Annotated in this window: 21 protein-coding genes; 11 read left to right on the forward strand and 10 right to left on the reverse strand. The window is 53.8% G+C overall.

The features are described 5' to 3' along the window. The first annotated feature begins 61 nt into the window (after positions 1-61). Positions 62-721: a bifunctional tRNA pseudouridine(32) synthase/23S rRNA pseudouridine(746) synthase RluA gene (rluA, locus tag ACG1VR_RS19420; RefSeq protein WP_016534864.1), complete on the forward strand. Its 660-nt coding sequence runs from the start codon at positions 62-64 to the stop codon at positions 719-721. A gap of 28 nt (positions 722-749) precedes the next feature. On the opposite strand, the gene djlA is transcribed toward rluA, so the two are convergent. Continuing rightward, a complete protein-coding gene (gene djlA / locus ACG1VR_RS19425) occupies positions 750-1565 on the reverse strand; it encodes a co-chaperone DjlA (RefSeq protein ID WP_395489589.1) in 816 nt (271 codons plus the stop codon). A 182-nt stretch (positions 1566-1747) separates the two neighbouring features. On the opposite strand from djlA, the gene lptD reads away from it, so the two are divergent. From lptD to apaH, 6 genes are read left to right on the forward strand one after another with little or no spacing between them, the layout of a single operon-like run. After that, positions 1748-4162, forward strand: a complete 2415-nt coding sequence (gene lptD, locus ACG1VR_RS19430) for an LPS assembly protein LptD (protein WP_395489590.1) — start codon at positions 1748-1750, stop codon at positions 4160-4162. 58 nt (positions 4163-4220) lie between these two features. Beyond that, positions 4221-5513 carry a peptidylprolyl isomerase SurA gene (surA, locus tag ACG1VR_RS19435; protein WP_016534861.1) on the forward strand — a complete coding sequence of 431 codons (1293 nt, stop codon included), beginning with the start codon at positions 4221-4223 and terminating at the stop codon, positions 5511-5513. Then, positions 5506-6495: a 4-hydroxythreonine-4-phosphate dehydrogenase PdxA gene (gene pdxA, locus ACG1VR_RS19440; RefSeq protein ID WP_395489591.1), complete on the forward strand. Its 990-nt coding sequence runs from the start codon at positions 5506-5508 to the stop codon at positions 6493-6495. The genes surA and pdxA overlap by 8 nt, the downstream gene beginning before the upstream one ends. Further along, positions 6492-7316, forward strand: a complete 825-nt coding sequence (gene rsmA / locus ACG1VR_RS19445) for a 16S rRNA (adenine(1518)-N(6)/adenine(1519)-N(6))-dimethyltransferase RsmA (protein WP_016534859.1) — start codon at positions 6492-6494, stop codon at positions 7314-7316. The genes pdxA and rsmA overlap by 4 nt, the downstream gene beginning before the upstream one ends. A gap of 3 nt (positions 7317-7319) precedes the next feature. Further along, positions 7320-7697, forward strand: coding sequence for a Co2+/Mg2+ efflux protein ApaG (gene apaG / locus ACG1VR_RS19450; protein ID WP_016534858.1), 378 nt, complete (start codon positions 7320-7322; stop codon positions 7695-7697). A gap of 4 nt (positions 7698-7701) precedes the next feature. Further along, on the forward strand, positions 7702-8553 hold the full coding sequence (gene apaH, locus ACG1VR_RS19455) for a bis(5'-nucleosyl)-tetraphosphatase (symmetrical) ApaH (RefSeq protein WP_016534857.1): 852 nt from the start codon (positions 7702-7704) through the stop codon (positions 8551-8553). A 35-nt stretch (positions 8554-8588) separates the two neighbouring features. Here apaH and folA read toward each other — a convergent pair whose 3' ends face one another. The 9 genes from folA to fixA form a co-directional block, all read right to left on the reverse strand. Continuing rightward, complete coding sequence (gene folA, locus ACG1VR_RS19460; RefSeq protein WP_172568374.1) at positions 8589-9068, reverse strand: type 3 dihydrofolate reductase; 480 nt, start codon at positions 9066-9068, stop codon at positions 8589-8591. A 204-nt stretch (positions 9069-9272) separates the two neighbouring features. Further along, on the reverse strand, positions 9273-11135 hold the full coding sequence (gene kefC, locus ACG1VR_RS19465; protein WP_395489592.1) for a glutathione-regulated potassium-efflux system protein KefC: 1863 nt from the start codon (positions 11133-11135) through the stop codon (positions 9273-9275). Continuing rightward, the gene (kefF, locus tag ACG1VR_RS19470) at positions 11128-11658 is read right to left on the reverse strand and encodes a glutathione-regulated potassium-efflux system oxidoreductase KefF (protein ID WP_016534853.1); all 531 of its coding nucleotides are present in this window, start codon (positions 11656-11658) and stop codon (positions 11128-11130) included. Before kefF ends, kefC begins: the two co-directional genes overlap by 8 nt. Positions 11659-11761: 103 nt before the next feature. After that, positions 11762-11995 (reverse strand): YgdI/YgdR family lipoprotein, encoded by a 234-nt coding sequence (locus ACG1VR_RS19475; RefSeq protein WP_016534852.1) that lies wholly within the window; start codon positions 11993-11995, stop codon positions 11762-11764. Between the two features lie 101 nt (positions 11996-12096). Beyond that, positions 12097-13428: an MFS transporter gene (locus tag ACG1VR_RS19480; protein ID WP_395489593.1), complete on the reverse strand. Its 1332-nt coding sequence runs from the start codon at positions 13426-13428 to the stop codon at positions 12097-12099. Between the two features lie 72 nt (positions 13429-13500). Then, positions 13501-13788 carry a ferredoxin-like protein FixX gene (gene fixX / locus ACG1VR_RS19485; protein ID WP_395489594.1) on the reverse strand — a complete coding sequence of 96 codons (288 nt, stop codon included), beginning with the start codon at positions 13786-13788 and terminating at the stop codon, positions 13501-13503. Further along, positions 13785-15071 carry an FAD-dependent oxidoreductase FixC gene (fixC, locus tag ACG1VR_RS19490; RefSeq protein WP_395489595.1) on the reverse strand — a complete coding sequence of 429 codons (1287 nt, stop codon included), beginning with the start codon at positions 15069-15071 and terminating at the stop codon, positions 13785-13787. The genes fixX and fixC overlap by 4 nt, the downstream gene beginning before the upstream one ends. A 20-nt stretch (positions 15072-15091) precedes the next feature. Then, complete coding sequence (locus ACG1VR_RS19495) at positions 15092-16033, reverse strand: electron transfer flavoprotein subunit alpha/FixB family protein (RefSeq protein WP_395489596.1); 942 nt, start codon at positions 16031-16033, stop codon at positions 15092-15094. An 11-nt stretch (positions 16034-16044) separates the two neighbouring features. Next, positions 16045-16818 (reverse strand): putative electron transfer flavoprotein FixA, encoded by a 774-nt coding sequence (fixA, locus tag ACG1VR_RS19500; protein ID WP_395489597.1) that lies wholly within the window; start codon positions 16816-16818, stop codon positions 16045-16047. A gap of 383 nt (positions 16819-17201) precedes the next feature. On the opposite strand from fixA, the gene caiT reads away from it, so the two are divergent. From caiT to caiC, 4 genes are all read left to right on the forward strand, one after another. Then, positions 17202-18725, forward strand: a complete 1524-nt coding sequence (caiT, locus tag ACG1VR_RS19505; RefSeq protein ID WP_395489598.1) for an L-carnitine/gamma-butyrobetaine antiporter — start codon at positions 17202-17204, stop codon at positions 18723-18725. A gap of 25 nt (positions 18726-18750) precedes the next feature. After that, positions 18751-19893 carry a crotonobetainyl-CoA dehydrogenase gene (gene caiA / locus ACG1VR_RS19510; protein ID WP_395489599.1) on the forward strand — a complete coding sequence of 381 codons (1143 nt, stop codon included), beginning with the start codon at positions 18751-18753 and terminating at the stop codon, positions 19891-19893. A gap of 63 nt (positions 19894-19956) precedes the next feature. Further along, positions 19957-21198 (forward strand): L-carnitine CoA-transferase, encoded by a 1242-nt coding sequence (gene caiB, locus ACG1VR_RS19515; protein ID WP_395489600.1) that lies wholly within the window; start codon positions 19957-19959, stop codon positions 21196-21198. Positions 21199-21229: 31 nt separating this feature from the next. Next, positions 21230-22783: a crotonobetaine/carnitine-CoA ligase gene (caiC, locus tag ACG1VR_RS19520; protein WP_395489601.1), complete on the forward strand. Its 1554-nt coding sequence runs from the start codon at positions 21230-21232 to the stop codon at positions 22781-22783. Positions 22784-22786 lie beyond the last annotated feature (3 nt).

A 22786-nucleotide genomic window follows, 5' to 3' on the forward strand; every position in this document is an offset into this window, starting at 1 on the left:
GCCAGTGACCGGGATAAACAAGAGCAGCAAACTCAGCTGTGACTTGAAGGATGCAGAGTAAATGTTGATGGAACCGTACAACCCGCCAACTGAACCGTGGCTGCACATCCTTTACCAGGATGAGCACATCATGGTGGTCAACAAGCCCAGCGGCCTGTTGTCGGTTCCCGGGCGTCTTGAAGAGCATAAAGACAGCGTAATGACGCGCGTCCAGCGCGACTATCCGCTGGCAGAATCGGTCCATCGGCTTGATATGGCGACCAGCGGCGTTATTGTAGTGGCGTTGACCAAAGCGGCCGAGCGTGAACTCAAACGCCAGTTTCGCGAGCGCGAGCCGAAGAAACAGTACGTGGCTCGCGTTTGGGGCCATCCACAGCCGGAGAAAGGCATGGTGGATTTGCCGCTGATTTGCGACTGGCCAAATAGGCCTAAGCAGAAGGTGTGCTACGAAACAGGGAAAGCGGCTCAGACGGAATATCAGGTGCTGGAATACGCGGCGGATAATTCCGCCCGCGTACAGCTAAAACCGATTACCGGGCGCTCGCACCAGCTGCGTGTCCATATGCAGGCGCTCGGGCACCCGATCCTTGGTGACCGCTTCTACGCCACGCCTGAGGCGCTGGCAATGGCACCTCGTCTGCAACTGCATGCCGAAATGCTTACCATAAGCCACCCAAGCTTCGGTACGCCAATGACGTTTAAAACACCTGCTGACTTTTGACTAAAAGCCTCCGAATGGAGGCTTTTTTCTACTTGAACCCTTTCGTCGTTTTAATCAGGTCGTAAGCACCCTGAATTTCCTGCGCTTTCTGCTTCGCCATCTGCATCATTTCCGGCGGTAACCCTTTTGCCACCAATTTATCCGGATGATGCTCGCTCATCAGCTTACGGTAGGCACGCTTGATGACCGTCGGCTCATCGGAGCTTTTCACCCCCAGCACATTGCAGGCGTCCTCAAGCGTTGGGCCTCGCTGCTGCTGAGAGAAGCCGCCCTGTGACTGCTGCTGATACTGCCCGCCGCCAAACTGCTGGCCGCCCTCCATCATGCGCAGGAACTGGTCAAACTGGCCGCGAGAAATCCCCAACTCTTCGGCAATGACATACAGCACCTGCCGCTCATTCGGATGCAATGAACCGTCGGCGAACGCCGCCTGGATTTGGATTTCCAGAAACATCCGAATAAGATCGGAGCGGCCAAAGCACACGGTGCGCATCTGACGCATTTTTTCACGCAGCGGGTAGCCGTTCTCTTTACCGTCCCGGAAGGCTCTTTGCGCCGCAGCGCGCGCTTCACCGTGGAGCTGCATGCGGTCCATAAGTAAAGAAGCGATTTGGATATCCGCCTCGGTTACTCTGCCTTTCGATTTGGTGAGATGCCCCATCACTTCAAAAGTGGTAGAAAAAAACAGCGCCTGACGCTGCTGCTGGTTGGCAAACCAGGCGCCACGGCGGCCGCGCGCCTTATCGAACATATGGCCGATAAGAAAACCAATCACCACACCCCAGAAGCCGCCGCCCGAGATTAACCCCAAAGCAACACCCACTACTTTTCCCCAATACCGCATATACTCCCCAAATCGTCATGCCGTCGTCTAGAATTTGCTTTATCATACCCGCCATTGATAGCGGTGCCTAACGGCATCCTGCTGAACGGGCTGGATTAACACTAGCGCTGTGGTGATGAGTACGTTAGTCTCTGACCGTTTGCCTTCGCTATACCCTGATGACGGAACAACAAATAACACGTATGAAAAAACGTATTCCCACCTTGCTGGCCACCCTGATTGGCTCAGCGCTTTATAGCCAACAAGGTATGGCTGCCGACCTTGCCTCGCAATGTATGCTGGGTATCCCAAGCTACAACCGTCCTTTGGTTCAGGACGATGGCAACAGCCTTCCGGTAACTATCCAGGCCGATCATGCCAAAGGAAATTACCCGGATAATGCCGTATTTACCGGCAATGTTGACATTCAGCAGGGGAATAGCCGTCTACAGTCTGACGAAGTCCAACTGCATCAGAAGCAGGTTGAAGGCCAGCCGGAACCGGTACGCACCGTCGATGCCTTAGGTAATGTGCATTACGACGATAATCAGGTCATCCTGAAAGGTCCGAAAGCGTGGTCGAATTTAAATACCAAAGATACTAACGTCTGGAGCGGTGATTACCAGATGGTAGGCCGTCAGGGTCGCGGAACTGCGGACCTGATGAAGCAGCGCGGCGATAACCGCTACACCATCCTCGAGAACGGGACATTTACCTCCTGCCTGCCCGGCTCCAATACCTGGAGCGTGGTCGGAAGCGAAGTTATTCAGGACCGTCAGGAAGAAGTCGCCGAGATCTGGAACGCCCGCTTTAAGCTCGGCCCGGTGCCGGTCTTTTATAGCCCTTACCTGCAGTTGCCGATTGGCGACAAACGCCGCTCAGGCTTCCTGATCCCAAGCGCTAAATACAGTACCAACAACGGCATCGAGTTCGCACTGCCGTACTACTGGAACATTGCGCCTAACTTCGATGCCACCATTACGCCGCACTACATAGACAAACGCGGCGGCATTCAATGGCAGAACGAGTTCCGCTATCTGACCCAGGCGGGTACAGGCTTGATGGAGTTTGATTACCTGCCGTCAGACGATGAATATAAGAATGAAACTAACACCGCGCCTGGTGAAAAGGACCGCCGCTGGCTGTTCTACTGGAACCACAGCGGGGTGATGGATCAGGTATGGCGCTTCAACGTTGACTATACAAAAGTCAGCGACTCCCGCTACTTTAACGATTTTAGCTCTAAGTACGGCTCCAGCACCGACGGCTACGCGACGCAAAAATTCAGCGTCGGATACGCTAACCAGAATTTTGACGCGACATTGTCCGCCAAACAGTTCCAGGTATTCGCTAACCAACTCAATAACGGCACTAGTTCTTATCGCGCAGAGCCGCAGCTGGACGTTAACTTCTACCAGAACGATGTGGGCCCATTTGATACCCGTATTTATGGCCAGGCGGTTAAATTCACCAACGTGAATGACAATATGCCGGACGCCACGCGTCTGCACCTGGAGCCGGTTATCAGCCTGCCGCTGTCGAACGGCTGGGCCAGCCTGAATACCGAAACCAAGCTGATGATGACCCATTATCAGCAAGGCAATCTTGATAAATATAAAAACTACGCTACGAATTTATATAATAGCGATAGGAACAATGCTTCTTACCAGCAGACACTAGCCTCAGCTAATAGTCTCGAATCATCCGTCAACCGCACGCTGCCGCAGTTTAAAATGGACGGCAAGCTGATCTTTGACCGCGATATGGACTCCGTAGCCGGCTGGACTCAGACCCTGGAGCCGCGCGCCCAGTATCTGTACGTGCCTTACCGCAACCAGAGCGCCATCAATAACTACGACTCCTCGCTGTTACAGTCAGACTACAGCGGGCTATTCAGGGACCGTACCTACGGCGGCCTGGACCGTATTGCTTCCGCCAACCAAATGACTACCGGCGTCACTTCTCGCGTTTATGATGATGCTTCGGTTGAACGTTTTAATATTTCCGCTGGTCAAATCTACTATTTCACCCAGTCCCGAACCGGGGATGACAACATCAACTGGGAGAAAGATAAAAATACTGGATCAATGCTCTGGGCCGGTGACACCTACTGGCGTATGACGGATCGTTGGGGCCTGCGCGGCGGCGTGCAGTATGACGCGCGCCTTGGCAACGTAGCAACCGGCAGCGGCGCGATTGAGTATCGTCGCGATTCAGATCGCATGGCACAGTTAACCTATCGTTATGCCAGCCCGGAGTATATTCAGGCGACGTTGCCAGCATATTCTTATGCCGAGCAATATAAAGAAGGGATCTCGCAGGTAGGTATGGTAGCCAGCTGGCCGATAGTCGATCGCTGGTCGGTAGTCGGGGCTTACTACTATGATACCAATGCCAGACAGTCCGCTGACTCTATGTTTGCCGTCCAGTACAGCTCTTGTTGCTATGCAATTCGTGTTGGTGTCGAACGTAAAATCAACGGCTGGGAAAATAACCAAAGCAAATACGATAACGTAATCGGCTTTAACATCGAGCTACGCGGCCTTAGCTCCAACTATGGCCTGGGTATCCCGCAGATGCTGCGTTCTAACATTCTGCCGTACCAAAGCTCGATGTAATTCACTTTGACGAATACTCTAAATAATCCGCTTTGCGGCTAAGTAAAATGGAAAAAGTATGAAGAACTGGAGAACGCTGCTTCTTGGTGTCGCACTGGTGGCAAACACGGCTTTTGCCGCCCCACAGGTTGTCGACAAAGTAGCCGCCGTAGTCAATAACGGCGTAGTCCTTGAAAGTGATGTTGATGGCTTAATGCAGTCGGTGAAAATGAATTCACGGGATGCGGGCCAGCAGCTTCCTGACGATGCTACCCTGCGTCACCAAATTCTTGAACGCCTGATTATGGACCAAATCATCCTGCAGATGGGCCAGAAAATGGGCGTCAAGATTACCGACGATGAGCTCGATCAGGCTATCGCCAACATCGCCAAACAGAACAATATGACCATGGATCAGATGCGCAGTCGTCTGGCCTATGACGGCGTGAACTACAACACTTATCGCAGCCAGATTCGTAAAGAGATGACGATTTCGGAAGTGCGTAATAACGAAGTTCGCCGCCGCGTAACTATCCTGCCTCAGGAAGTGGACTCTCTTTCCCAGCAGGTTGGCAACCAGAACGACAGCAGCACCGAGCTGAACCTCAGCCACATCCTGATTGCTCTGCCGGAAAACCCAAGCTCTGCTCAGGTTGACGATGCGGAAAAACAGGCGCGTAACGTAGTTGAACAGGCTCGCGGCGGCGCCGACTTCGGCAAGCTTGCCATCAGCTATTCTGCCGATCAGCAGGCGCTGAAAGGCGGCCAGATGGGCTGGGGCCGTATCCAGGAGCTGCCTTCTATCTTCGCGCAGGCATTAAGCACCGCGAAAAAAGGCGATATCATCGGCCCAATTCGTTCCGGCGTTGGCTTCCACATCCTGAAAGTTAACGATCTGCGCGGCCAGAGCCAGAATATTTCGGTTACGGAAGTTCATGCTCGCCATATCCTGCTGAAAACCTCGCCTATCATGAACGATGCCCAGGCGCGTCAGAAGCTGGAGCAGATTGCCGCCGATATTAAGAGCGGAAAAACCACTTTTGCCGCTGCGGCAAAAGAGTTCTCCGACGATCCTGGCTCTGCGAACCAGGGCGGTGACCTGGGCTGGGCGGCAACGGATATCTACGATCCTGCCTTCCGCGATGCCCTGCAGAAGCTGAATAAAGGCCAGATGAGCGCTCCGGTGCACTCTTCCTTTGGCTGGCACCTGATTGAACTGCTGGATACCCGCAAAGTGGACAGAACCGATGCCGCACAGAAAGACCGTGCTTACCGCATGCTGTTCAACCGCAAGTTCTCTGAAGAAGCGCAAACCTGGATGCAGGAACAGCGTGCCAGCGCTTACGTGAAAATCATAGGCAGCAATGGCTAACATTTCTCGTGTGACCATCACTCCCGGCGAACCCGCCGGGATTGGTCCCGACCTGGTCGTCGCGTTGGCGCAACGCGACTGGCCCGTTGAACTGGTCGTCTGCGCTTCCCCGGATCTTTTACTCGATCGCGCCGCTCTGCTCGGCCTTCCCCTTACCTTAATGCCTTTGCAAGCCGGTGCACCCGCTATACCCCAGGCTGCCGGTACGCTCACCGTGTTACCCGTTGAACTCTGCGCGCCGGTGGTTCCAGGGCAGCTCGACGTGCGTAACAGCGCCTATGTGGTCGAGACGCTGGCTCGCGCCTGCGACGGCTGTATGAACGGGGAGTTTGCCGCGCTGATAACCGGCCCGGTACACAAAGGCATAATCAACGATGCCGGTATTCCTTTTATCGGCCATACCGAATTCTTTGAAGAACGCTCCCACAGCGAAAAAGTCGTGATGATGCTGGCAACGGAGGAGCTGCGCGTTGCGCTGGCCACCACCCACCTGCCGCTGAAAGCGATTTCTGACGCCATTACGCCAGATTTACTACGCCAGATAGTCACCATCCTGTATCATGACCTGCAAACCAAATTTGGTATCCCGCAGCCGCACGTTCTGGTCTGTGGTCTCAACCCGCACGCCGGGGAAGGTGGCCATATGGGCACCGAAGAGATAGACACCATTATTCCGGTGTTAAATGAGATGCGAGCTTTGGGAATGCACCTTTCTGGCCCGTTACCGGCAGATACGCTATTCCAGCCCAAATACCTCGACCACGCCGATGCTGTGCTGGCGATGTACCACGATCAGGGGCTGCCGGTGTTGAAATACCAGGGCTTCGGCCGAGCGGTAAATATCACGCTGGGATTACCTTTTATCCGCACTTCGGTTGACCACGGCACTGCGCTTGAACTTGCAGGCCAGGGTAAAGCCGAAGTCGGCAGTTTTATTACGGCGCTTAATCTCGCCATCAAAATGATTACTAATAGTCAATGAATACTCGAGTCCACCAGGGCCACCTTGCCCGCAAACGTTTTGGACAAAACTTCCTTAATGATCAGTTCGTTATCGACAGTATTGTCTCCGCTATCAACCCACAGCCCGGCCAGGCAATGGTCGAAATCGGGCCAGGCCTCGGTGCATTAACCGAGCCGGTGGGTGAGCGCATGGATAAAATGACCGTTATCGAACTGGACCGCGATCTCGCCGCCCGTTTGCAGACGCATCCGTTCCTTGCTCCTAAGCTGACGATTTATCAGCAGGATGCGATGACAATGGACTTCGGTGCGCTTTCGCAGGAAATCGGCCAGCCGTTGCGCGTCTTCGGCAACCTGCCGTATAACATCTCTACGCCGCTGATGTTCCATCTCTTTACCTATACTGATGCTATTGCAGACATGCACTTCATGCTGCAAAAAGAGGTGGTTAACCGCCTGGTCGCCGGGCCAAACAGCAAAGCGTATGGCCGCCTGTCGGTGATGGCGCAGTATTACTGCAACGTTATCCCGGTGCTGGAAGTGCCGCCTACGGCGTTCACCCCGGCGCCAAAAGTAGACTCAGCCGTAGTGCGCCTGGTCCCGCATGCAACTTTACCGCACCCGGTAAAAGAGCTGCGTGTTCTGAGCCGCATCACGACAGAGGCGTTTAACAAGCGTCGTAAAACCATTCGCAACAGCCTGGGCCATCTGTTTAGCCCGGAGGTCATGGCGGAGTTGGGAATTGATGCGACGCTGCGTGCGGAAAATATTTCCGTTGCTCAATATTGCAAGCTTGCAAACTATCTGGCTGACAACCCTCAGCAGCCGTCGGAGAGCTAAACCATGCTTGATTCGCCCCGCGTATGTGTTCAGGTACAAAGCATTTATATTGAGTCGCAGTCTTCTCCGGAAGATGAGCGTTTCGTGTTTGCCTATACCGTCACGATTCGTAATGTGGGGCGAACGCCGGTTCAGCTACTCGGCCGTTACTGGCTTATCACCAACGGTAACGGTCGGGAAACCGAAGTACAGGGCGAAGGCGTGGTCGGCGAGCAACCGCTGATTGAGCCGGGCAATGACTACCAGTACACCAGCGGAGCGGTTATCGAAACGCCGCTCGGCACCATGCAGGGCCATTATGAAATGGTCGATGCTCAGGGTGAGGCCTTCCGGGTCGAAATTCCCGTTTTCCGTTTAGCCATCCCAACATTTATTCACTGATACAATGTCTACATATCTGATAGGCGACGTTCACGGCTGCTACGATGAACTGGTCGCATTGCTACAGCAGGTTAATTTCAAACCTGAAGAAGATACGTTATGGCTGACCGGGGACCTGGTCGCACGTGGCCCTGCCTCGCTGGAAGTCCTGCGCTATGTCCGCAGCCTCGGCGACAGCGTGCGCCTGGTGCTGGGCAATCACGATCTCCATCTGCTGGCGGTTTTTGCTGGCATCAGCCGTAATAAACCCAAAGATCGCGTGACTCCGTTACTGGAAGCGCCGGATGCGGACGAGCTGCTCAACTGGCTGCGTCGCCAGCCGCTAATCCAGGTGGATGAAGACAAAAAGCTGGTGATGGCCCACGCGGGTATTACGCCGCAATGGGACATCAGCACCGCTTTGGCCTGTGCTCGCGACGTGGAGGCCGTGCTCTCGAGCGACAGCTATCCGCTGTTCCTCGACGCCATGTATGGCGATATGCCAAATAACTGGTCCGACTCACTTACCGGTCTCGCTCGTCTGCGTTTTATCACCAACTCGCTCACCCGCATGCGCTACTGCTTCCCGAACGGGCAGTTGGATATGTACTGCAAAGATACGCCGGAGAAAGCACCTTCTCCGCTGAAACCCTGGTTTGCTATCCCGGGTCCTGTTACGGCTGAATATTCCGTTGCGTTTGGCCACTGGGCATCGCTGGAAGGTAAAGGCACACCGGAAGGGATTTATGCCCTGGATACGGGCTGCTGCTGGGGAGGGGATCTCACCTGCCTGCGCTGGGAAGATAAAGCCTGGTTCGTGCAGCCTTCAAACCGCCAGCAGGAAGGGGATGAAGGCCAGGCGGCCGTCGCCTCTTAATAATCAGCCCTCCCCCAGTGGGAGAGGGCTAAGTTCTAGCGACGTTCCAGAATTTCGAAGCAGTAGCCGTGCGAGTTATTTTCATCGGCATCGTGGAACTCGCTAAAGGTAGACTGCCACTCGTCCGGGCTGTAGTCCGGGAAGTGAGTATCGCCTTCAACTTCTGCATCAATATGGGTCAGATACAGGCGCTGTGCTTTTGGCAGGAATTGTTCGTAAACGCGCCCGCCGCCAATCACCATAATCTCTTCAGCGTCACCGCAGGCTTTAATCGCCTCTTCTATCGAAGTCACCCACTCAACGCGCTCATCGTTACCCGGCTTGCTGCTGATAACAATGTTTTTACGGCCAGGAAGTGGACGACCAATAGACTCCCAGGTCAGGCGCCCCATAACAACCGGCTTGTTTAACGTATTGCGTTTAAACCAGGCCAGGTCGGCAGGTAAATCCCAGGGCATGGCGTTTTCCATGCCGATAACACGATCTACCGCTAAAGCAGCAATCAGACTGATCATTTATATAACCTAAGGGTAAGCAAAAAAATTGCCGCCACTATACGGAAAGCGCAATCTTTCGTCGACAGGGGGCGTGGCCGGTAACGAGAATTTTTTTTATTCTGCTGGGCCAGACACGCCGCCGTTTTCAACAGCAGGATATGGAACAAGGGGTTAGCATGAACCCCCTTTCTTTACAGGGAAAGTAAATATTTTTCAGCAATATTACTCTGCCGGTTTGGCCGGGGGTTCATCCGCCAGTTTGCCGCTATGCAGCCCCTCTTCCGTCCCCTGCCAGCCGTGGCGCTGGATCACATTCAAATGCGCCCGATCTTCGTTGATGACCTCGGTAAGCATGGCGCTATTGCGTTTGAACACGTCGGCCCTGTCGGCCGACATATCGTCAGTCGGCACCATTTCTTCCAGCATTTGCAGGTTGAAGCGACGGAAGTGATCGGCCCTTTCTCTTGCCTCGTACTTTCCTACGCCTAAACCTTCCAGTGCGCGTCGCCCAATCTTCAGAGAGCTTTCAAACGTTTCACGTTCCGGCTGCTCAACGCCAGCCTGACGCAGGCGGATGTAGTGATTAATGTCGCGAGCACGAGCAAGGATTTGCAGGTGTGGAAAATGTTCCTTCGCCAACTCGGTAAGCTGCATATTCGCCTCAGGATCGTCGATGGCGTTAATCAGCACCTCGGCTCCAGCCGCTCCGGCAGACTCCAGTAAATCAACACGAGTGGCATCGCCATAAAACACTTTAGTGCCAAATTTACGCAGCGTTTCAATGTGGTCTGGATCGTGATCCAGGATGACGACATTAACCCCACTGGTCAGTAATAAACGGCCTGCTATCTGCCCAAAGCGGCCGAAACCGGCAATAATCACCCTCGGCTGCTCTTCATCAATTTCGTCGGCCTCTCCCGCCTGCTCGCTTCCCGTCTTCTCAAGCCGGTTCAGCAAAACCAGCAGCAGAGGCGTTGCCGCCATCGACAGGGCAACCGCAAGAGTGAGCGACTTCGCCCAGCTGTCGTCCAGCACCTGCGCCATATGTGCCGCGCCGAAGATAACAAAGGCGAACTCACTTCCCTGCCCGAGCAGTACGGCAAACCAGCGGCGCTGCCTGCGTGGAACCTTCAGCGGCTTAGCCACCAGCCAAAGCATCAGCATTTTAATCGCCAGGAAACCGACCAGCAGAGCCAGAATGCGCAACGGATCTTCCAGCAAAGTGCCGAAGTCGATAGACATCCCTACGCCGATAAAGAACAGCCCAAGCAGCAGGCCCTTAAACGGTTCGATATCGCTTTCAAGCGCGTGACGGTATTCGGAGCTGGCCAGCAGGACACCCGCAAGAAACGCCCCCATCGCCATCGACAGCCCGGCTTCTTCAAGCAGCAGGCCGAAGCCGAAGACCAGGAATAGCGCAACGGCACTGAACACTTCACGTAGCCCGGATCGAGCGACAAAACGCAGAGCCGGACGAGTGACATAGCGGCCCAACAGCACCACCAGCGCCAGCGCGGCCACAACCTTAAGGGCAGAAATAGAAAAAGCGGCGAAGGTCATCGTGCCGCCGCTGCTGGCCAGCAGCGGGATCATCGCTACCAGCGGGATCGCGGCGATATCCTGGAACAACAGCACCGCAAACGCGCTACGCCCCATCGGCGTAACGGTCAGGTTACGTTCGTTCATCGCCTGCATGGCAATAGCGGTGGAAGAGAGCGCAAGCGTCAGGCCTATCAATACCGCAATCTTCCAGTCCAGCCCCATCACTATACAGAATACGCCAAGTGCCAGACCGCAGGCCGCCATTTGTAAAAAGCCGCCGCCAAACACCGAAGCACGTAGCGTCCACAATCGTTGAGGATCCAGCTCCAGGCCAATGACAAACAGCATCAGCACGACGCCAATTTCGGCAAAATGCAGAATGCTTTCCGCATCCGTTACCAGCCGTAATCCCCACGGGCCGATAATACAACCGGCGATCAGATACCCGAGCACAGAGCCAAGACCGAGGCGAACCGCAATCGGAACAATAAGCGCCGCTGACCCCAGATAAATCAGCGCCTGAATCATGCTATGGCTATCCACGGCGAGCCTCCTGCCAGTCCATCAGGCGCTGCTTATATTCATCCGCCTGGCGAGCGAGGGTGAACTCATCGCAAACAAAGGTGAAGTGAATAGCGAAATTTGGCAGCCAGTTCATGCCGCAATAGAGCGCGGTAGCCTGTAGCGGCTGAGCAAGCACGTCAAAACCGGGGTGATCCCCAAGCTCAAAATGCTTTTCGCTGCCGCCGGTGGTCACGGCCCACATCACGTCTTTACCGTGTAGCGCTTTGCCACCCTTGCCGTAGGCCCAGCCATGTGCCAGAACTTTATCTATCCACAATTTCATCAGCGGCGGCGTGCTGTACCACTGCATCGGATGCTGCCAGATAATCAACTCGGCACGACTAAGCGCCTGCTGTTCGGCGGCAATATCAATATTAAAATCGGGATAAAGGTCGTAGAGGGAGCGAACCTCTACCCCCGGCAGCGTTTTCGCTCGCTCAATCATTTGTCGGTTGGCGTGCGAATGCTGGGGGTAGGGATGCGCATAAATAATAAGGATCATTGTTAGCCTGTCTTCACTACTGCATTTAATGACAGTGAGTTTAGTCACATAATCGACAGGCTAACAGTCAATATTGCTGAGCGTTCAGCGGGAGATTTCTGAATTAATTGTCCAGCTCGCTCATCTCTTTCACCTGATCCCGGTTGATCTGCTCGGTTTTACCGGTTTCAGCGTTTTTGTAAGAGACCAGCCCAGTATCTTTATCTACCTGCGGTTTCCCGTCGGTAACGATGGTTTTGCCATCGCTGGTCTTAACCGACTGATTGGACGAACAGCCGGCCACGGTCATCAGAGTAGCGGCGGCAAAGAGTGAAGCAAATAGCATATGTTTTTGCATGGTGTTCTCCCAGCATGTTAGTCATTTTCAATTGTGTGCCAATTAACTATAGACTAACTGGCTGACTCTAAAAGCAAATACAGAACACTCCGAAGCGGGGGTCATTCAGCGGGTTTACGTCTCATCGTTATCTTACCCGCCTGCACCAGCGTCAGACCGCGGGTTTCAGGGGCAAACGCAATCGAGATCATCAGTCCTAAAAACGAAATAGTGGCCCCCATTAACACGACGTTGTTGATGCCATAGCGGATGATAAAAATCGGCAGTGCCCAGGTCGAGACAATCGTCCCGATGCGGCTAATCGACATAATGACCCCCACCGCCGAAGCGCGAATATCGGTGGGAAACAGTTCGTTAGGGTAAAGCCATTGCAATATCCCCGGTCCGCCGGAGAAAAAAGCGTAAACAGCAAATGCCGCCACCACCAGGCCAATGCCCAAACCTGGCGCCAGCCCGAGCAACGCCAGCGCCATCGTCATCATCGCAAAACTGCCGATCAGCAAAGGGCGGCGGCCAATGCCGTTTAGCCAGAACATCGCCGGAACACACCCCAGCATGAAAAAGAGGCTAATAGCCACGTTTCCGAGTGCGGCACTCCTCCCTTGTTCCCAGCCGAGCTGCCCGACAATTTGCGGGCCAAAAGTATAAATAGCGAACATTGGGATCACCTGACAGGTCCAGATAGCCGCGACAAACAGCACAAAAGGGAAGTGGCGACGATTAAACAGCTGCAAAAAACGAGTCTGCTGCGGCGGTTCGGCCTCAAAGCAGACCGGCTCACCAAACAGTTTAATCATCATCTCGTTGCACTCTGCCACTCGCCCTTTACGCAGCAGCCAGCGCGGTGACTCGGGCAGATCGAAACGGCCTATCAAAATCATCAGGCAGGGAATGAAGGCGCTCCCGAGCATCCAGCGCCAGCCGCCCTCTATATCGTAAAGGCAGTAGCCCACAAGATTGGCGCAGGTTGCCCCTACGTACCACATGGCGGCGATGAAACCGATCGAAAACGCGCGCTGGCGAGTGTTGGAAAATTCGGCAATCATTGAGGTCGCAATCGGGTAATCCGCGCCAATAACAATCCCAATAAGTACTCGCATAATTAACAACTCGAACGGCGTGGAGACAAACATTGTTGCTATCGATATCAACCCAATGGCGACGATATCAATCAGGAACATTTTGCGCCGCCCGACCCTATCTGAAATATAGCCAAACAGCGTGGTGCCAATAAACAGCCCGGCAAGGGTTGCTGCGCCAAGCAGCCCAATCCATTCGGCATCAAGATGCAACAAAGGCGTCAACTGCTCCAGCGCCACGCCGATGATAACCAGCACATAGCCATCAAGAAACGGCCCGCCGCTTCCCCACAACATAATGCGGCGGTGGATGGAGGAAAATTTAATATCATCGAAGTTTCTGGGCTGCTGCATGGCGGTTTCCTGTTTCCCCAGGTAAGGCAGAGTGCCGCACTCTCGATAGCTAACGGTGAGAGCGCGGCATAGTCAGCCATAACGGAACATCACGCCAAAGGTACCGCGCGGGTATTCCCACTTATCCAGCACCGTGCCCAGCCCAAGGACCCGGCAGGTGCCGCACTCCAGGCATCCGGCATAATCGAAACGCACGCTACCATCCTCCTGTTTTTTGTATAGCCCGGCCGGGCAGGCAGCAATTAGCCTCTCCAGAGCGTGCTTATCAGGGTCCTTTTTCAGAATGATGTGTGGGTTTTCTTCATCAACATTGAATTTATTGACGCCCAGCTTGAGATCCACGTTAACGGAGGAAGTCATAATACGGTCACTCCTTTCATGCCGTCCTTTATCAGATTGATAAACCCGACTTTCTTGCAGCGGCGTAGAATTTTTTTGCGTATCGGCACCGGCTCACCGCCGTTGACGGTAAATACGTCATGAGCAATACCAACCACCATCTCCGGCCAGGCGCTAAACATTCGTGGATTATCGAGGAAAGCCGGAAGCCGGCGATACATGCGCATATCGCGCAGCGGACCGCTTTCCAGATGACGGCGATATTCCTCCAGCCTCTCACGGCTAAAATCGTTGCTCTGCATGGCGGAAAGCACTGTTTTAGCCGCCGCCTCACCGGCCGCGATGGCGAGATCCATACCGCGAAGGGTAAAACCTAAATTCATACACATTCCTGCGGCATCACCGGCCACCAGCACCCCGTTACCGACCAGTTCAGGCAGCATGTTTAGCCCGCCTTCAGGCACCAGATGCGCCGCATACTCCAGCAATTTTCCTCCGGCAATCAGTGGAGCGACGGCGGGATGAAGCTTAAAATTCTCCAGCATTTGCGGTAGCGAATTCTTAGCCCCTTTTAGAGCATGCAGGCCGCAGACCAGGCCGAGAGAGAGGGTGTTTTTATTAGTATAAAGAAAGCCTCCTCCCATCAGCCCTGCGGTTGCCGAACCGGCAAATAAACAGGCAGCGCCTTCGCCCGGCAACAGCTGGAAACGGTCTTCAATCACCGGGCGAGGCAGCTCGATGAGTTCTTTAAGACCGACAGCAACCTGCCTGGCTTCAATGCGCTTTGCCATGCCCAGCTTCTCTGCCAGCAGTGAGTTCACCCCGTCTGCAAGGATCACAACCTTTGCTTCAATAATCTCGCCCCCGGCCTCCACGCCGACCGCTTTGCCATCTCGCTGGACAACGCTCTCCACGCAGATACCGGTAATAAGCTGAGCACCCGCCTCTTCAGCCTGCTCCATCAGCCAGGGGTCAAATTTGGCGCGCAGAACGGAGTAAGAGAGTTGCGAAGGCACGCCCTCTTCGGCATTGAGGTAGTCCATCGCCATCGCACCTTTTTCAGTCATAAAGGTGAGTCTTTCACGGCTTATCCTGCGCTCAAGCGGAGCACGGCTGGCAAAGCCCGGTATAATGCGCTCCAGGCTGTGGGCGTAGATGCGCCCGCCGGTGACATTTTTCTCTCCAACAGAATTCGCGCGCTCAATCACCAGCACCTGTGCTCCCTGCCGGGCAAGTACCAGCGCAGCAGCAGAACCGGCAGGCCCCGCCCCCACGATGATGGCATCAAAGATATCTTCAGACATAACAACTCCCGGCAGAAAGATCAGCGTGATAGTGCGGCGGTAAGGGCGGGAAGAATTTTCACCGCATCGCCAACGATGCCGCAGTCCGCATGCTGGAAGATCGGCGCATTTTTATCTTTGTTGATGGCATAAATTGCCTGCGCCCCATTAGCGCCTACCATGTGTTGGATCTGGCCTGAGATCCCTACCGCCAGATACAAATGGGGTTTGATAATCAAATTTGAGATGCCGACATAGCGCTCGTGCTCCATCCACTTTTCGTTTTCCGCCACCGGGCGAGAGCAGGCAAGCTCTGCCCCTATTGCCCGGCACAACGCCTCTGCCAGCGGAATATTCTCTTGACCGCCAATACCGCGCCCCACGCTAACCACCAGTCGAGCCTTATCGAGATTTACACTGCTTTTCCGGCGAACCTGTGTTTTGCTACGTGTCACGACTGCCGCTTGTTCCCGCCACTCAACTGTGTGCGTTTCACCGTAGAGAGAATCATCCGGCGGCAGCACCTCAAACGCACCGCTACTCATAGTTACCACGGCAAAGGACGAGAAAACCGTCTCTTCGCCAATCGCCAGTCCGCCGTAGACCCTGTGCTGTAGCACCGCTTTATCATCCTGCCGGGCAACAGAGATGACATCGTTGGATACCGCAGCCCCAAGGCGAAAACCGAGTCGAGCCGCCAGCAGCTTTCCGCGGCGAGTATTGGGCAGCAGCACCAAACCACCAGCATCCTGTCGACACAGGGTGGCAACCATGACGTCGGCATAATCCTCCATCATGCGATCGTCCGGCTTGCCGCTCAGATACCAGACGTGGTGCGCTCCCGCACTCAACGCGGTTGCCGCATCAGTCTCATCTAGCACAAAGGCATTAATTTCCTCGCCTAAGCCGCGTGCGCCGCTCATCAGTTCCGGAAGGCGGGAAGGCGTATCGCTAAATACCCAAACGCTGGAAAACTTGCTCATAACATCCCCTCTTAGTTAATGATTTTGCGCAGGCTATCGGCAAATGCGACAATCTGTTCTTCACCATCGCCATCAATAACGATGCCCCGACGCTGGCGCTGTTTTGGAGCGGCAACCCGCTGCACGGAATAAACATCCGTGGCGCTGAAGCCAATATCCCCCGCAGTCAGTACCTGAACCGGTTTTTTCGCCGCACCGAGGATGGCTTTCATGGAGGGGATTGGCGGGAGATTAATATCGCTGGTTACCGCCACAACCGCAGGAAGAGGAATACGCAGAGTCTCAACCTCCTCCTCCAGCTCACGTTCAACAACCAGCGCATCCTGCGTCAGAGAAAGGATTTTGCTGACGCCGTTAATGGCCGGAATATGCAGCGCTTCTCCCATCAACAGGCCGACCTGTTGCGCGCAGAGATCGGAGGAGCCGTCCCCGCAGATAATTAAATTGAAACCAACTTGTTGTGCCGCGGCGGCAAGAGCACCTGCGGTATGGGCAGGAAGCGCCTGTTCAAACTGCTCATCAATCACCAGCACAAGCTCATCCGGGCCGCGAGAGAGAACATCTTTCCGCCCTTTAACGTTAGCCAACGCCCTGCCGCCCACGCTCATAGCAATGACTTGACTCTCTTCCGCCTGCAACTTTAACCGACAGGCCTCTTCAATAGCGTTCAGGCAGTACTGGCTAATGATGGTCTTAGCTTCGCTAATATCTAATGAGCCATCGGCATTATCGACAGCAATATCCTGTTCGTCAGGCACGCATTTGTAGCAAGTAATTATCTTCATTGCATCTCCAGAAACCATGCGAAAACGTTACCGTTATTGACAGCATTTAAAGAAATAGCATGAGATTTAATTAAAAAATAAAATAACAATCACCAATATTGAAAACAACACCCGAGAAATTATAAATATCCAATATTGCTTTCAGGATCACCAATACTGAAAATAATGACAAAAAAACCCAAACAGATGATTACATTGAAGTAATAAATAAAATTTAAAAACACAATAGAACTGTGGGCAAGATAACAGAATAAGAAAAAGCGAATCACCATTATGAATTAATGACTGAGACACTAAGAAACCATATTGCTCACAATAAATAACTAACAACAAACATTGTCCGGGAACAAAAATAAATTTACTTTTTATTCTGGAATGAAAATATGAAAAACAAAGAGAGAAAGACAGGAATTGAACCAAAGGTTTTTTTCCCTCCGCTTATCATCGTCGCCCTACTCTGCTGGTTAACCGTTCGCGATCTTGATGCCGCAAACATAGTCATTAATGCGGTATTCAGCTATGTCACCAACGTCTGGGGGTGGGCATTCGAGTGGTATATGGTGGTGATGCTTTTCGGTTGGTTCTGGCTGGTCTTTGGTCCCTACGCCAAAAAGAGATTAGGTGACGATCCGCCGGAGTTCAGTACCGTCAGTTGGATATTTATGATGTTCGCATCCTGCACCTCTGCCGCCGTGTTGTACTGGGGCTCGATTGAGATCTTCTACTATATCTCCACGCCTCCGTTTGCCCTGGAGCCTTATTCTAACGGCGCAAAAGAGATAGCCCTCGCCTACAGCCTGTTCCACTGGGGGCCACTGCCGTGGGCTACTTACAGCTTTCTTTCCGTCGCCTTCGGCTACTTCTTCTTTGTTCGCAAGATGAATGTGATTCGCCCAAGTTCAACGCTGGCGCCGTTAGTCGGCGAAAAACACGCTAAAGGCCTTTTCGGCACCATTATCGACAATTTCTATTTGGTGGCGCTAATCTTTGCGATGGGTACCAGCCTTGGCCTGGCAACGCCGCTGGTGACAGAGTGCATGCAATATCTGTTCGGTATTCCGCATACCCTGATGCTCGACGCCATCATTATTACCTGCTGGATAATTCTCAACGCTATCTGCGTGGCCTGCGGCCTGCAAAAAGGGGTGAGGATCGCCAGCGATGTGCGCAGCTACCTGAGCTTTCTGATCCTGGCCTGGGTGTTTATCGTCAGCGGCGCCAGCTTCATCATGAATTACTTTACCGACTCCGTCGGCGCGCTGCTGATGCACCTGCCGCGTATGCTGTTCTACACCGACTCTATCGCCAAAGGCGGTTTCCCACAGGGCTGGACCGTCTTCTACTGGGCGTGGTGGGTAATTTACGCCATCCAGATGAGTATCTTCCTCGCGCGCATCTCCCGCGGCCGTACCGTGCGTGAATTGTGTTTTGGGATGGTGCTTGGCCTGACCGCCTCAACCTGGATCCTCTGGACCATCCTCGGCAGTAACACCCTGCTGCTGATGGATAAAAACGTCCTCAATATCCCACACCTGGTCGAGCAATATGGCCTGGCGCGCGCAATTATCGAAACCTGGGCCGCGCTGCCGCTGAGCACCGCCACGATGTGGGGCTTCTTTATTCTCTGTTTTATCGCCACCGTCACGCTGATTAACGCCTGCTCTTACACCCTGGCAATGTCTACCTGCCGCGAAATACGCGATGGCGAAGAGCCCCCCTTGCTGGTGCGCATCGGCTGGTCGGTTCTGGTGGGCGTTATCGGCATCGTTTTGCTGGCGCTCGGCGGGCTGAAGCCGATTCAAACCGCAATCATTGCCGGAGGTTGTCCGCTGTTCTTCGTCAATATCATGGTAACGCTGTCCTTTATCAAAGACGCCAAAGTGCACTGGCAAGATAAATCAATTTAAACCCAATATATCAAGAGGCTGAAAGATGGACTTTCACTTAAATGACGAACAGGAACTGTTTGTCGCCGGCATTCGCGAACTGATAGCCAGCGAGAACTGGGAGGCTTATTTTGCCGAATGCGATCGCGACAGCGTCTACCCTGAACGTTTTGTCAAAACATTGGCAGATATGGGCATAGACGGCCTGCTGCTTCCGGAGAAGCACGGCGGCCTTGATGCAGGGTTCGTCACCCTTGCCGCCATCTGGATGGAACTGGGGCGCCTGGGCGCGCCAACCTACGTGCTGTATCAGCTACCGGGCGGCTTTAATACCGTACTTCGCGAAGGTTCGTCGGAGCAAATCGACAAGATTATGGCATTTCGGGGCACCGGCAAGCAGATGTGGAACTCTGCCATTACCGAACCGGGCGCCGGGTCAGATGTCGGTAGTCTGAAAACCACCTATACCCGCAAAAATAATAAGGTTTACCTTAACGGCAGCAAGTGCTTCATCACCAGCAGCGCCCACGTTCCCTATATCGTAGTGATGGCGAGAGACGCCTCCTCTCCGGACGCCCCCGTCTATACCGAATGGTTTGTTGATATGAACAAAACCGGTATCCAGGTCAACAAGCTGGAAAAACTCGGCCTGCGCATGGACAGCTGCTGCGAAATTAACTTTGATGACCTCGAACTGGACGAAAAAGACATGTTTGGCCGCGAGGGAAACGGATTTAACCGCGTTAAAGAAGAATTTGACCACGAGCGCTTCCTGGTCGCGTTGACTAACTACGGTACCGCGATGTGCGCATTTGAAGATGCCGCCCGCTATGCCAACCAGCGCGTGCAGTTTGGTGAAACGATCGGCCGCTTCCAGCTAATTCAGGAAAAATTCGCACATATGGCCATCAAACTAAGCTCGATGAAAAACATGCTGCTGGAAACTGCGTGGAAAAGCGATAACGGTACGATTACCTCTGGCGACGCCGCAATGTGCAAATACTTCTGCGCCAATGCTGCGTTTGCGGTGGTGGACAGCGCCATGCAGGTGCTCGGCGGAGCGGGTATTGCGGGCAACCATCGCATCACACGCTTCTGGCGCGACCTGCGCGTTGACCGCATTTCAGGAGGCTCCGATGAAATGCAGATCCTGACTCTGGGTCGCGCCGTGCTGAAGCAGTATCGCTAAGCCGCCGAATGTAGCCTTATCGCCGTTGATGCGGCTACTGACACGCACAACAGGAGATCTTCAATGAACGATCGTCTATCTATGCCCGCCTTTGGGCCACTTTCCGGGCTACGAGTAGTGTTCTCAGGTATCGAAATTGCCGGGCCGTTTGCCGGGCAGATGTTTGCTGAATGGGGCGCAGAAGTTATCTGGCTCGAAAATGTAGCCAGCGGCGATACTATTCGCGTCCAGCCCAACTATCCGCAGCTCTCGCGCCGTAATCTGCACGCCCTCTCCCTGAATATTTTTAAAGAAGAAGGCCGTGAAGCTTTTCTGAAGTTGATGGAAACCACCGATATTTTTATCGAAGCCAGCAAAGGTCCGGCGTTTGCTCGCCGCGGTATAACTGACCAGTTGCTCTGGCAGCATAACCCCAAGCTGGTGATTGCCCATCTTTCGGGCTTTGGCCAGTACGGCAGTGAGGAATACACCAACCTCGCGGCCTATAACACCATCGCTCAGGCCTTCAGCGGTTACCTTATTCAGAACGGCGATGTTGACCAGCCCATGCCCGCCTTTCCCTACACCGCAGACTATTTTTCCGGCATGACTGCCACCAGTGCCGCGCTGGCCGCGCTTTATAAGGTGCGCGAAACCGGCAAAGGCGAAAGCATTGATGTTGCAATGTATGAAGTGATGCTGCGCATGGGTCAATACTTCATGATGGACTACTTCAACGGCGGCGAAATTTGCCCGCGCATGACCAGGGGCAAAGATCCCTACTACGCAGGCTGCGGACTTTATAAGTGCGCCGACGGCTATATCGTGATGGAGCTGGTCGGTGCTGGTCAAATTACCGAAAACTTTAAAGATATCGGCCTGGCTCACCTTATCGGCACGCCGGAAGTGCCGGAGGGCACGCAGCTGATTCACCGCGTCGAGTGCCCTTATGGGCCACTAGTGGAAGAAAAATTAGATAAATGGCTGGCGGCCCGCACCATCAACGAGGTCCAGGCACGCTTTGCCGAACTGAAAATTGCCTGCGCAAAAGTGCTGACTGTTCCCGAGCTCGAAGGCAATCCGCAGTATCTCGCTCGCGAATCTATTACGCAGTGGCAAACGCTGGACGGCCGCACATACAAAGGCCCTAACGTCATGCCAAAATTCAAAAATCACCCGGGAAAAATCTGGCGCGGTATGCCTTCCCAGGGTATGGACACCGCCGCCATCCTTAAAAACATCGGCTACAGCACGGCAGATATCGAAGCGCTGGTCAGCAAGGGGCTGGCCAAAATTGAGGACGAGCAAAGCGATTCATTCGCCTGACGCGCTCGAAAGAAAACACGGACGGAACGTAATGGATATCGTTGGCGAACAAAACCTGGGCCAGATGTGGGATGACCTGGCCGAGGTTTACGGGAATAAAACGGCGCTTATTTTTGAATCCTCTGCGGGCGAGGTTCGGCAGTATAGCTATGCCAGCCTGAATGCTGAGATCAATCGTACGGCAAACCTGTTTCACGCCCTGGGTATTCGTAAAGGCGATAAGGTTGCTCTGCACCTGGACAACTGCCCGGAGTTTATTTTTTGCTGGTTTGGACTGGCAAAAATGGGGGCCATTATGGTGCCGATTAACGCTCGCCTGCTGCGTGAAGAAAGCGCGTGGATCCTGCAAAACAGCGGCGCGAGCCTGCTGGTTACCGCCCCACAATTTTATTCTATATACCGCCAGACCCTGCGGGACGAGGCTTCACCGCTGGATCATATTTGCCTGATCGGCGAACAGGCAACGGCGAGTGAAGACGTTAGCTTGTTTACGGCATTAAAAAACCGCCAGTCGGCGGTGCCTGAGTATACGCCCTGGTTGTGCTCGGACGATCCGGCGGAAATTCTGTTTACCTCCGGCACCACCTCGAGACCAAAGGGCGTGGTCATTACCCATTACAACCTGCGCTTCGCGGGGTATTACTCCTCCTGGCAGTGCGGCCTGCGGGAAGATGACATCTATCTGACCACCATGCCCGCTTTCCACATTGACTGCCAGTGCACGGCGGCAATGGCGGCATTCTCGGCCGGAGCCACCTTCGTACTGCTGGAGAAATACAGCGCTCGAGCCTTCTGGAGCCAGGTACGTCGTTACCAGGCTACGGTGACAGAATGCATCCCAATGATGATAAAAACGTTGATGGCTCAACCCCCGACCCCGCAAGACAGCCAGCACAGCCTGCGCGAAGTGATGTTCTACCTCAATCTACCCGAGCAGGGAAAAGATGCATTTGTTGAGCGGTTCGGCGTCAGGTTGCTAACTTCATACGGAATGACGGAGACGATTGTCGGCGTTATTGGCGATCGCCCGGGCGATAAGCGGCGCTGGCCGTCTATTGGCCGCCCGGGATTTTGCTATGAAGCCGATATTCGGGACGATCAAAACCGCTCTTTAGCGGCGGGCAAAACCGGCGAAATTTGCATTAAGGGCGTGCCGGGCAAAACCATTTTCAAGGAGTATTACGCCCGTCCGGATGCCACGGCCAAAGCGTTCGACCCCGGCGGCTGGCTTCACACCGGTGACTCCGGCTGCCGTGACAAAGACGGTTTTTTTTATTTTGTCGACCGGCGCTGCAATATGATCAAACGCGGCGGGGAAAATGTCTCCTGCGTAGAGCTGGAAAATATTATTGCTCTGCATCCAAAAATTCAGGAAGTGGTCGTTATTGGAACCAAAGACTCTATTCGTGACGAGGCAATTAAAGCCTTTGTCGTGCTAAATGAAGGGGAAACGCTGGGCGAAAATGAGTTTTTTAGTTTCTGCGAAAGGAACATGGCGAAATTCAAGGTTCCTTCATTTCTGGAGATAACATCAGACCTCCCCCGCAATTGCTCGGGGAAGATCATTAAAAAACATCTGAAATAAAAC

It is taken from the genome of Cedecea davisae (assembly GCF_044095835.1).
Taxonomy (GTDB): Bacteria; Pseudomonadota; Gammaproteobacteria; order Enterobacterales; family Enterobacteriaceae; genus Cedecea; species Cedecea davisae.

Coding starts and splice junctions, on each gene's coding strand:
- rluA (WP_016534864.1), top strand. CDS start 62: ATGTTGATGGAACCGTACAACCCGCCAACTGAACCGTGGCTGCACATC.
- djlA (WP_395489589.1), bottom strand. CDS start 1,565: ATGCGGTATTGGGGAAAAGTAGTGGGTGTTGCTTTGGGGTTAATCTCG.
- lptD (WP_395489590.1), top strand. CDS start 1,748: ATGAAAAAACGTATTCCCACCTTGCTGGCCACCCTGATTGGCTCAGCG.
- surA (WP_016534861.1), top strand. CDS start 4,221: ATGAAGAACTGGAGAACGCTGCTTCTTGGTGTCGCACTGGTGGCAAAC.
- pdxA (WP_395489591.1), top strand. CDS start 5,506: ATGGCTAACATTTCTCGTGTGACCATCACTCCCGGCGAACCCGCCGGG.
- rsmA (WP_016534859.1), top strand. CDS start 6,492: ATGAATACTCGAGTCCACCAGGGCCACCTTGCCCGCAAACGTTTTGGA.
- apaG (WP_016534858.1), top strand. CDS start 7,320: ATGCTTGATTCGCCCCGCGTATGTGTTCAGGTACAAAGCATTTATATT.
- apaH (WP_016534857.1), top strand. CDS start 7,702: ATGTCTACATATCTGATAGGCGACGTTCACGGCTGCTACGATGAACTG.
- folA (WP_172568374.1), bottom strand. CDS start 9,068: ATGATCAGTCTGATTGCTGCTTTAGCGGTAGATCGTGTTATCGGCATG.
- kefF (WP_016534853.1), bottom strand. CDS start 11,658: ATGATCCTTATTATTTATGCGCATCCCTACCCCCAGCATTCGCACGCC.
- ACG1VR_RS19475 (WP_016534852.1), bottom strand. CDS start 11,995: ATGCAAAAACATATGCTATTTGCTTCACTCTTTGCCGCCGCTACTCTG.
- ACG1VR_RS19480 (WP_395489593.1), bottom strand. CDS start 13,428: ATGCAGCAGCCCAGAAACTTCGATGATATTAAATTTTCCTCCATCCAC.
- fixX (WP_395489594.1), bottom strand. CDS start 13,788: ATGACTTCCTCCGTTAACGTGGATCTCAAGCTGGGCGTCAATAAATTC.
- fixC (WP_395489595.1), bottom strand. CDS start 15,071: ATGTCTGAAGATATCTTTGATGCCATCATCGTGGGGGCGGGGCCTGCC.
- ACG1VR_RS19495 (WP_395489596.1), bottom strand. CDS start 16,033: ATGAGCAAGTTTTCCAGCGTTTGGGTATTTAGCGATACGCCTTCCCGC.
- fixA (WP_395489597.1), bottom strand. CDS start 16,818: ATGAAGATAATTACTTGCTACAAATGCGTGCCTGACGAACAGGATATT.
- caiT (WP_395489598.1), top strand. CDS start 17,202: ATGAAAAACAAAGAGAGAAAGACAGGAATTGAACCAAAGGTTTTTTTC.
- caiA (WP_395489599.1), top strand. CDS start 18,751: ATGGACTTTCACTTAAATGACGAACAGGAACTGTTTGTCGCCGGCATT.
- caiB (WP_395489600.1), top strand. CDS start 19,957: ATGAACGATCGTCTATCTATGCCCGCCTTTGGGCCACTTTCCGGGCTA.
- caiC (WP_395489601.1), top strand. CDS start 21,230: ATGGATATCGTTGGCGAACAAAACCTGGGCCAGATGTGGGATGACCTG.